Source organism: Streptomyces aurantiacus (assembly GCF_001418335.1).
Classification (GTDB): domain Bacteria; phylum Actinomycetota; class Actinomycetes; order Streptomycetales; family Streptomycetaceae; genus Streptomyces; species Streptomyces aurantiacus.
In genome coordinates this window covers 1-6,784 of record NZ_LIPP01000387.1, presented here as the reverse complement: position 1 = coordinate 6,784, position 6,784 = coordinate 1, and the positions used below count along the sequence as shown (strand labels likewise).

5 protein-coding genes are annotated in these 6,784 nt (G+C 72.4%); 3 read left to right on the top strand and 2 right to left on the bottom strand.

Going from position 1 to position 6,784, the window contains the following annotated elements; genetic code table 11:
- Positions 1 to 62 precede the first annotated feature (62 nt).
- Positions 63 to 995 carry a Ppx/GppA family phosphatase gene (locus tag AOK01_RS36225; protein WP_055519248.1) on the bottom strand — a complete coding sequence of 311 codons (933 nt, stop codon included), beginning with the start codon at positions 993 to 995 and terminating at the stop codon, positions 63 to 65.
- Between the two features lie 71 nt (positions 996 to 1,066).
- On the opposite strand from AOK01_RS36225, the gene AOK01_RS36220 reads away from it, so the two are divergent.
- The gene (locus tag AOK01_RS36220) at positions 1,067 to 1,960 is read left to right on the top strand and encodes a DUF3109 family protein (RefSeq protein ID WP_055519247.1); all 894 of its coding nucleotides are present in this window, start codon (positions 1,067 to 1,069) and stop codon (positions 1,958 to 1,960) included.
- 90 nt (positions 1,961 to 2,050) lie between these two features.
- On the opposite strand, the gene AOK01_RS36215 is transcribed toward AOK01_RS36220, so the two are convergent.
- On the bottom strand, positions 2,051 to 4,009 hold the full coding sequence (locus AOK01_RS36215) for a hypothetical protein (protein ID WP_055519245.1): 1,959 nt from the start codon (positions 4,007 to 4,009) through the stop codon (positions 2,051 to 2,053).
- Positions 4,010 to 4,238: 229 nt separating this feature from the next.
- Between AOK01_RS36215 and radA the strand changes: the two genes are divergently transcribed.
- Positions 4,239 to 5,648: a DNA repair protein RadA gene (radA, locus tag AOK01_RS36210; RefSeq protein ID WP_055519243.1), complete on the top strand. Its 1,410-nt coding sequence runs from the start codon at positions 4,239 to 4,241 to the stop codon at positions 5,646 to 5,648.
- Between the two features lie 71 nt (positions 5,649 to 5,719).
- A partial coding sequence (gene disA / locus AOK01_RS36205) for a DNA integrity scanning diadenylate cyclase DisA (protein WP_055519250.1) occupies positions 5,720 to 6,784 on the top strand: 1,065 nt, incomplete at its 3' end.

Below are 6,784 nucleotides of genomic sequence, written 5' to 3'. Positions count from 1 at the left end.
GTGGGGGCTGGGCGCGCAGTTCCCCGCGCCCCTCAAAGGCGCCGCCCTGCGGTGCGGGGGTGCTACTCGGGAGTCATCTGGTCCAGGCTGCGGAGGATGACGCCCTCCCGGAGTGCCCACGGGCATATCTCCACCGTTTCCACTCCGAAGAGGTCCAGCGCGCCCTCGGCGACCACGGCACCGGCGAGGAGCTGGCCCGCGCGGCCCTCGGACACTCCGGGGAGTTCCGAGCGTTCGGCGGCGGTCATCGCGGCGAGGCGCGGGACCCAGTCCTCCAGCGAGCGGCGCTTGAGCTCGCGCTGGACGTACAGGCCGTCGGCCGAGCGGGCCGCACCAGCGAGGCGGGCCAGCTGCTTGAAGGTCTTGGAGGTGGCGACGACGTGGTCGGGGGCGCCGAAACGGCTGAACTCCCCGACCGTACGGGCTATCTGCGCCCGCACATGGCGACGCAGGGCCTTGATGTCGGCCGGGTCCGCCGGGTCGGTCGGCAGCCAGCCCGCGGTCAGCCGGCCCGCGCCGAGCGGCAGCGACGCCGTCGCGTCGGGCTCCTCGTCCATCCCGTACGCGATCTCCAGCGAACCGCCGCCGATGTCGAGGACGAGCAGCTTCCCGGCCGACCAGCCGAACCAGCGGCGGGCCGCGAGGAACGTGAGCCGGGCCTCCTCGGCGCCGGTGAGGACCTGGAGCTCCACACCGGTCTCGGCGCGCACCCTGGCCAGTACCTCGTCGGCGTTACTGGCCTCGCGCACGGCGGAGGTCGCGAACGGCAGCAGGTCCTCGACGCCCTTGTCCTCGGCGGCCTCCAGGGCCTCCTGGACGACGGCTATCAGTTTGTCGACGCCCTCGGAATCGATGGCGCCGCTCTCGTCGAGGAGTTGGGCGAGCCGCAGCTCCGCCTTGTGCGAATGCGCGGGCAGCGGGCGGGCGCCGGGGTGCGCGTCCACCACCAGCAGGTGCACCGTGTTCGAACCCACGTCCAGGACACCGAGTCTCATGTATGGCACGCTACTGCGCCCGGACCGCCCGGCCGTCCTCGGAGTGGTCGCGGGCGTCTTACCCTGGACTTGTGCCAAAGACGAAAAAGGCGAAGAACGACAAATCGACCACGGGTTCCGCCACGGGATCGTCCGGGTCCGAGAAGCCCGGAAAACTCCCGAAGCCATCGAAGTCTCCGAAACCACTGACGTCTCCGAAACCGCCGAAGGGCGACGAGAAGGGGCTCGACTTCGCGCGTGCCTGGGTGGAGTTCCCGGATCCGGCCGACGACGAGCAGATCTTCCGCTGCGATCTGACTTGGCTGACCTCTCGCTGGAACTGCGTCTTCGGAAGCGGCTGCCAGGGCATCCAGGCGGGCCGCGCGGACGACGGGTGTTGCACGCTGGGTGCCCACTTCTCGGACGAGGACGACGAGAAGCGCGTCGCCGGCCATGTGGCGAGGCTCACTCCGGAGATCTGGCAGCACCACGACGTGGGGACCGAGACCGGCTGGGTCTCCACGGACGAGGACGGCGACCGGCAGACACGCCCGTACGAGGGGTCGTGCATCTTCCAGAACCGCCCGGGTTTCGCCGGCGGCGCGGGCTGCTCGCTGCACATCCTGGCCATCAAGGAAGGCCGCGAGCCCCTGGAGACCAAGCCGGACGTCTGCTGGCAGCTGCCGGTCCGGCGGACGTACGAGTGGATCGACCGGCCCGACGACACCCGCGTGCTGCAGGTCTCGATCGGCGAGTACGACCGCCGCGGCTGGGGCCCGGGCGGGCACGACCTGCACTGGTGGTGCACGTCGGCGACGTCGGCGCACGGCGCGGGAGACCCGGTCTACGTCTCGTACCGCCCGGAACTGATCGAACTGATGGGCAAGGCGGGCTACGACCGCCTGACCGAACTGTGCGAGGAACGACTCGCCTCACAGCTCCCCCTGCTGGCCCCCCACCCCGCAGACCCACCTCGGACCCTTTAACCCCGGTTGACCCCGGGCCCTTCAGGGGCGCGAGGAACTGCGCGCCAAGCCACAACGAACCCGCAGCCAACCAACCACCCGCGGAAGCGCTCAGCCCCCCGACGGACTCGGCTCACCACTCCCACCGAGGCCGCCGCCGGCACCGGCACCAGTGCCGGCAGGTGGACCAGAACCTCCGGAGGACCCCGGCGGAGGCTCCGGCTCCGGATCATCCGGCCCCGGCCCACTGGGCGTGGGCTCAGGCCCGGACGGCCCAGGACCTGACGGCCCGGAGCCGGACGGCGCCGGCCCTGGCCCACTCGCCGAAGGTGAGGGCGAGGGTGACGCCGAGGACGACGGCGACGGCGAAGGCCGAGGCGGCGACGCCGAGGGCTCGGACGACCCCGCCGTCCCGTACCCCTCGATCACAACCACCGCCCCCGCAGGCGCGACAGCCACCCGCGCACTCCACGGCCCGACCGGCTCACGAAGCTGGTCGACGTACACCTTGAGCGTCACCGACTCCCCCGCGGCGAGCGCCCCCGACGACCGGCTCAGGTAGAGCCAGGACGCTCCGGTGTGCGCGGACCAGTGGACCGTTGAACCGCCGGTCGCCGTGAGCGTGATCAGCGTCGTGTCGCCGCTGGTGCCGGCCGCCACCGAGAGGCCGCTCCCCTGCCCCGGGGCCACACCGTCGACCTCCACGGAGACACCGGACGAGCCACTGCGCGGGGTGAAACGGCTGCCGGGCCGCTCACTGGCCTTGCCGGTGTTCTCGTACCCGGGGCTCTCACCGCCGCCTTCCTCGGAGTCCTGCGCCCCGCTCGCCGCGGCCGGCCGGCCCTCGGTGCCCTCGCCGATGAGGGGCGCGCCGCGGTAGGCCGCCCACACGGCGAGCACGGGGGCCGCCACGACGGTGGCGACGACCGTGGTCGTGACGGCACGCGCGCGCAGCCGGTCACGGCGGGCCGCGTGGTCCTTGGGGTCCATCGGGAAACCGCGCCGGTCGAAGCGCGGACCGCCGCCACGCGCGCGTGGCAGGTGCGTCATCGCCGTGTGGAGGGCCGTGCGCGGGGCTTCCAGTACGGGCAGCGCGGCCGGCGTGACACTGGTGCCGGGCCAGGTGCCGGGCACCGCGCGCTCGGCGGTCCGGCGGCAGCGCGGGCAGTCGTCGACGTGCCGGACCAGTTCGCTGCGCAGGGCCGCGCTGAGGGCGGACTGGTTGCCGCCGGTGAGCCGGAAGACGCCCGGACAGGTGCCGGTCTCGACGACGGCCACGGCCGCGCGCGTGCGCTCGACCTCGCAGGCCGCCGCCGCGAGGAGTTCCCGGGCGGCGACCGGGGCCATGCCGAGCACGGCGGCGACCTCGTGCGCGGCGAGTTGGTGACGCACGGCGAGTTCGAGTGCCTCGCGCTGCTCCGGTGTCGTTCCGGCGGCCTCCGGCCAGGCCAGCCGGGCGAGTTCGTGACGGCGGCGGTCTTCCCGGGCGGCGGCGGGGAGGTCGGCGGCGGTGCCCTGGGAACGGCCCGGGGCGTGCGTGCCATGACGTTTCTGCTCGGCCTCGGCGAGCCTGCGCAGACAGGACCAACGGGCAAGCGCGTACAGCCAGGCCCTGCGGTCGCCGGGCCCGTCCGGGCCGCGCCGGCCCCGGCGCTCGGCGAACGCGAGGGCGTCCCCGAGGGCGGCGGTCGCGGTGTCGTGGTCGCACAGCACGGACAGGCAGTAGGTGAACAGGCCGTCCAGATACGGCTCGTAGCGGACCGGCGGACGCTGCGCCGAAGCACGCGCCGACGTACGCGCCGCCGCCCGGCCGTGTGCCCGGTCGGGTGCACGGTCGTGTGCCGCCCGGCCACGCGCCTCACGGTCGTACGCACCGCGGTCGTACGCATCGCGGTCGTACGCATCGCGGTCGCGCGCCTCACGATCGTGTACGTCGCCCTCGTGTACGTCGCCCTCGTGCAGGTCGCGGTCATGTGCGTCGCGGTCGCGCTTCGCCCGGTCGCGCGCCTCGCGATGCGCTCGGTGTGCGCCGGTGGTGCGGGTCGAGGTCTCGGGACTGCTGCTCATCACCCGTGCGACCGTAGGCGCCTGGCCAAGGCCCCTTCTCCTGGCCCGCGCAGATTTAATCCGTACGGGTGAAACGATCCCTCATAAGAGGACAGGAACCCGGAATTCCGTGTCGTGCTCCTGACCAGACGTAGCCGGTTTGTGAAGGGTGCCCTGTTATCGGCGTCATCGAAGTCGGGCTGACGAACAGGCCGTCGTCGCTCTGTCGGTGGCTCCGGTTACGGTTCCTGTCATGGCTGCCCGTACGAAGACCGCGAAGGACCGGCCGTCCTACCGCTGCACCGAGTGCGGCTGGCAGACGGCCAAGTGGCTCGGCCGCTGCTCCGAGTGCCAGGCCTGGGGGACGGTCGAGGAGTACGGCGCGCCCGCGGTGCGTACGACGGCTCCCGGCCGCGTCACCACGTCCGCGCTGCCCATCGGCCAGGTCGACGGCCGGCAGGCGACCGCCCGACCGACCGGAGTGCCCGAGCTGGACCGGGTGCTCGGCGGCGGCCTCGTGCCGGGCGCGGTGGTGCTCGTGGCGGGCGAGCCGGGGGTCGGCAAGTCCACGCTGCTGCTGGACGTGGCGGCCAAGGCGGCGAGCGACGAGCACCGCACGCTCTACATCACGGGTGAGGAGTCGGCGAGCCAGGTCCGCCTGCGCGCCGACCGCATCAAGGCGATCGACGACCACCTGTATCTGGCGGCGGAGACCGATCTGGCCGCCGTCCTCGGTCACTTGGACGCGGTGAAGCCGTCCCTGCTCGTCGTCGACTCCGTACAGACCGTGGCCTCTCCGGAGATCGACGGCGCCCCCGGCGGCATGTCCCAGGTCCGCGAGGTGGCCGGAGCCCTGATCCGCGCCTCCAAGGAGCGCGGCATGGCCACCCTCCTGGTCGGCCATGTCACCAAGGACGGCGCCATCGCGGGACCGCGCCTCCTGGAACACCTCGTGGACGTCGTCCTGAGCTTCGAGGGCGACCGGCACGCGCGCCTCCGTCTCGTCCGGGGCATCAAGAACAGGTACGGCACCACGGACGAGGTCGGCTGCTTCGAACTGCACGACGAGGGGATCACCGGGCTCGCCGACCCCTCCGGCCTGTTCCTCACCCGCCGGACCGAGCCCGTCCCCGGCACCTGTCTGACCGTCACCCTCGAAGGGCGCCGCCCCCTGGTGGCCGAGGTGCAGGCGCTCACCGTGGACACCCAGATCCCCACCCCGCGGCGTACGACCTCCGGTCTTGAGACCTCCCGGGTCCAGATGATGCTGGCCGTCCTGGAGCAGCGCGGCCGGATCAGCGCCCTCGGGAAGCGGGACATCTACACCGCGACGGTCGGTGGCGTGAAACTGTCCGAGCCCGCCGCGGACCTCGCGATCGCGCTCGCGCTGGCCAGCGCGGCGAGCGACACCCCACTCCCCCAGAACCTCGTCGCGATCGGTGAAGTGGGGCTCGCGGGCGAGGTCAGACGGGTCACGGGCGTCCAGCGCAGACTCGCCGAAGCCCACCGGCTGGGCTTCACCCACGCCCTCGTTCCGAGCGACCCGGGCAAGGTCCCCGCCGGGATGAAGGTCCTCGAAGTCGCCGACATGGGAGACGCGCTGCGGGTCCTTCCCAGGTCGCGTCGGCGAGACGCCCCACGGGACGAGGAAGGGCGCCGGTAGACTTTGCCCAGGTCTCGCCCGTCCGTACGAACCGAGGGCGCCCTCAGAAAGCCTGCGACCGGAGGAGTGCAGTGGCAGCCAACGACCGGGCAGCAGTTCCCGGCAAGTCCGGCGGGAGTTCCGGTGCCGATGGCCTGATGCGCGCGTCTCTCAGCGCAGTGGCACCCGGTACCGGGCTGCGTGACGGCCTGGAGCGAATCCTGCGCGGCAACACCGGCGGGCTCATCGTGCTCGGCTGGGACAAGACCGTCGAGGCGATGTGCAGCGGCGGTTTCGTGCTGGACGTCGAGTTCACCGCGACCCGGCTGCGCGAGCTGTGCAAGCTCGACGGCGGGATCGTCCTGGACAAGGACATCACGAAGATCCTGCGGGCCGGCGTGCAGCTGGTCCCCGATCCGACGATCCCCACCGAGGAGACGGGCACCCGGCACCGCACGGCGGACCGGGTGAGCAAGCAGGTCGGCTTCCCCGTCGTCTCCGTCTCCCAGTCCATGCGGCTGGTCGCGCTGTACGTGGACGGGCAGCGGCGGGTCCTGGAGGACTCGGCCGCGATCCTCTCCCGGGCGAACCAGGCACTGGCCACCCTTGAGCGGTACAAGCTCCGCCTCGACGAGGTCGCGGGCACGCTGTCGGCTCTTGAGATCGAGGACCTGGTCACCGTCCGGGACGTGTCGGCGGTCGCCCAGCGCCTGGAGATGGTGCGCCGGATCGCCACGGAGATCGCCGGGTACGTGGTCGAGTTGGGCACGGACGGCCGGCTGCTCGCCCTGCAGCTGGAGGAGTTGATCGCCGGGGTCGAGCCCGAGCGTTCGCTCGTCGTCCGGGACTATGTGCCCGAGCCGACCGCGAAGCGTTCCCGCACGGTGGACGAGGCGCTCTTCGAGCTCGGCGCGCTCACTCATGCCGAGCTGCTCGAAATGCCCACGGTGGCGCGGGCGTTGGGCTACACGGGGTCGCCCGAGGCGCTCGACTCCGCGGTGTCGCCCCGCGGGTTCCGGCTGCTGGCGAAGGTGCCGCGGCTGCCTGGCGCGATCATCGACCGGCTGGTCGAGCACTTCGGTGGGCTGCAGAAGCTGCTCGCCGCCAGTGTGGATGATCTGCAGACCGTGGACGGGGTGGGGGAGGCGCGGGCGCGG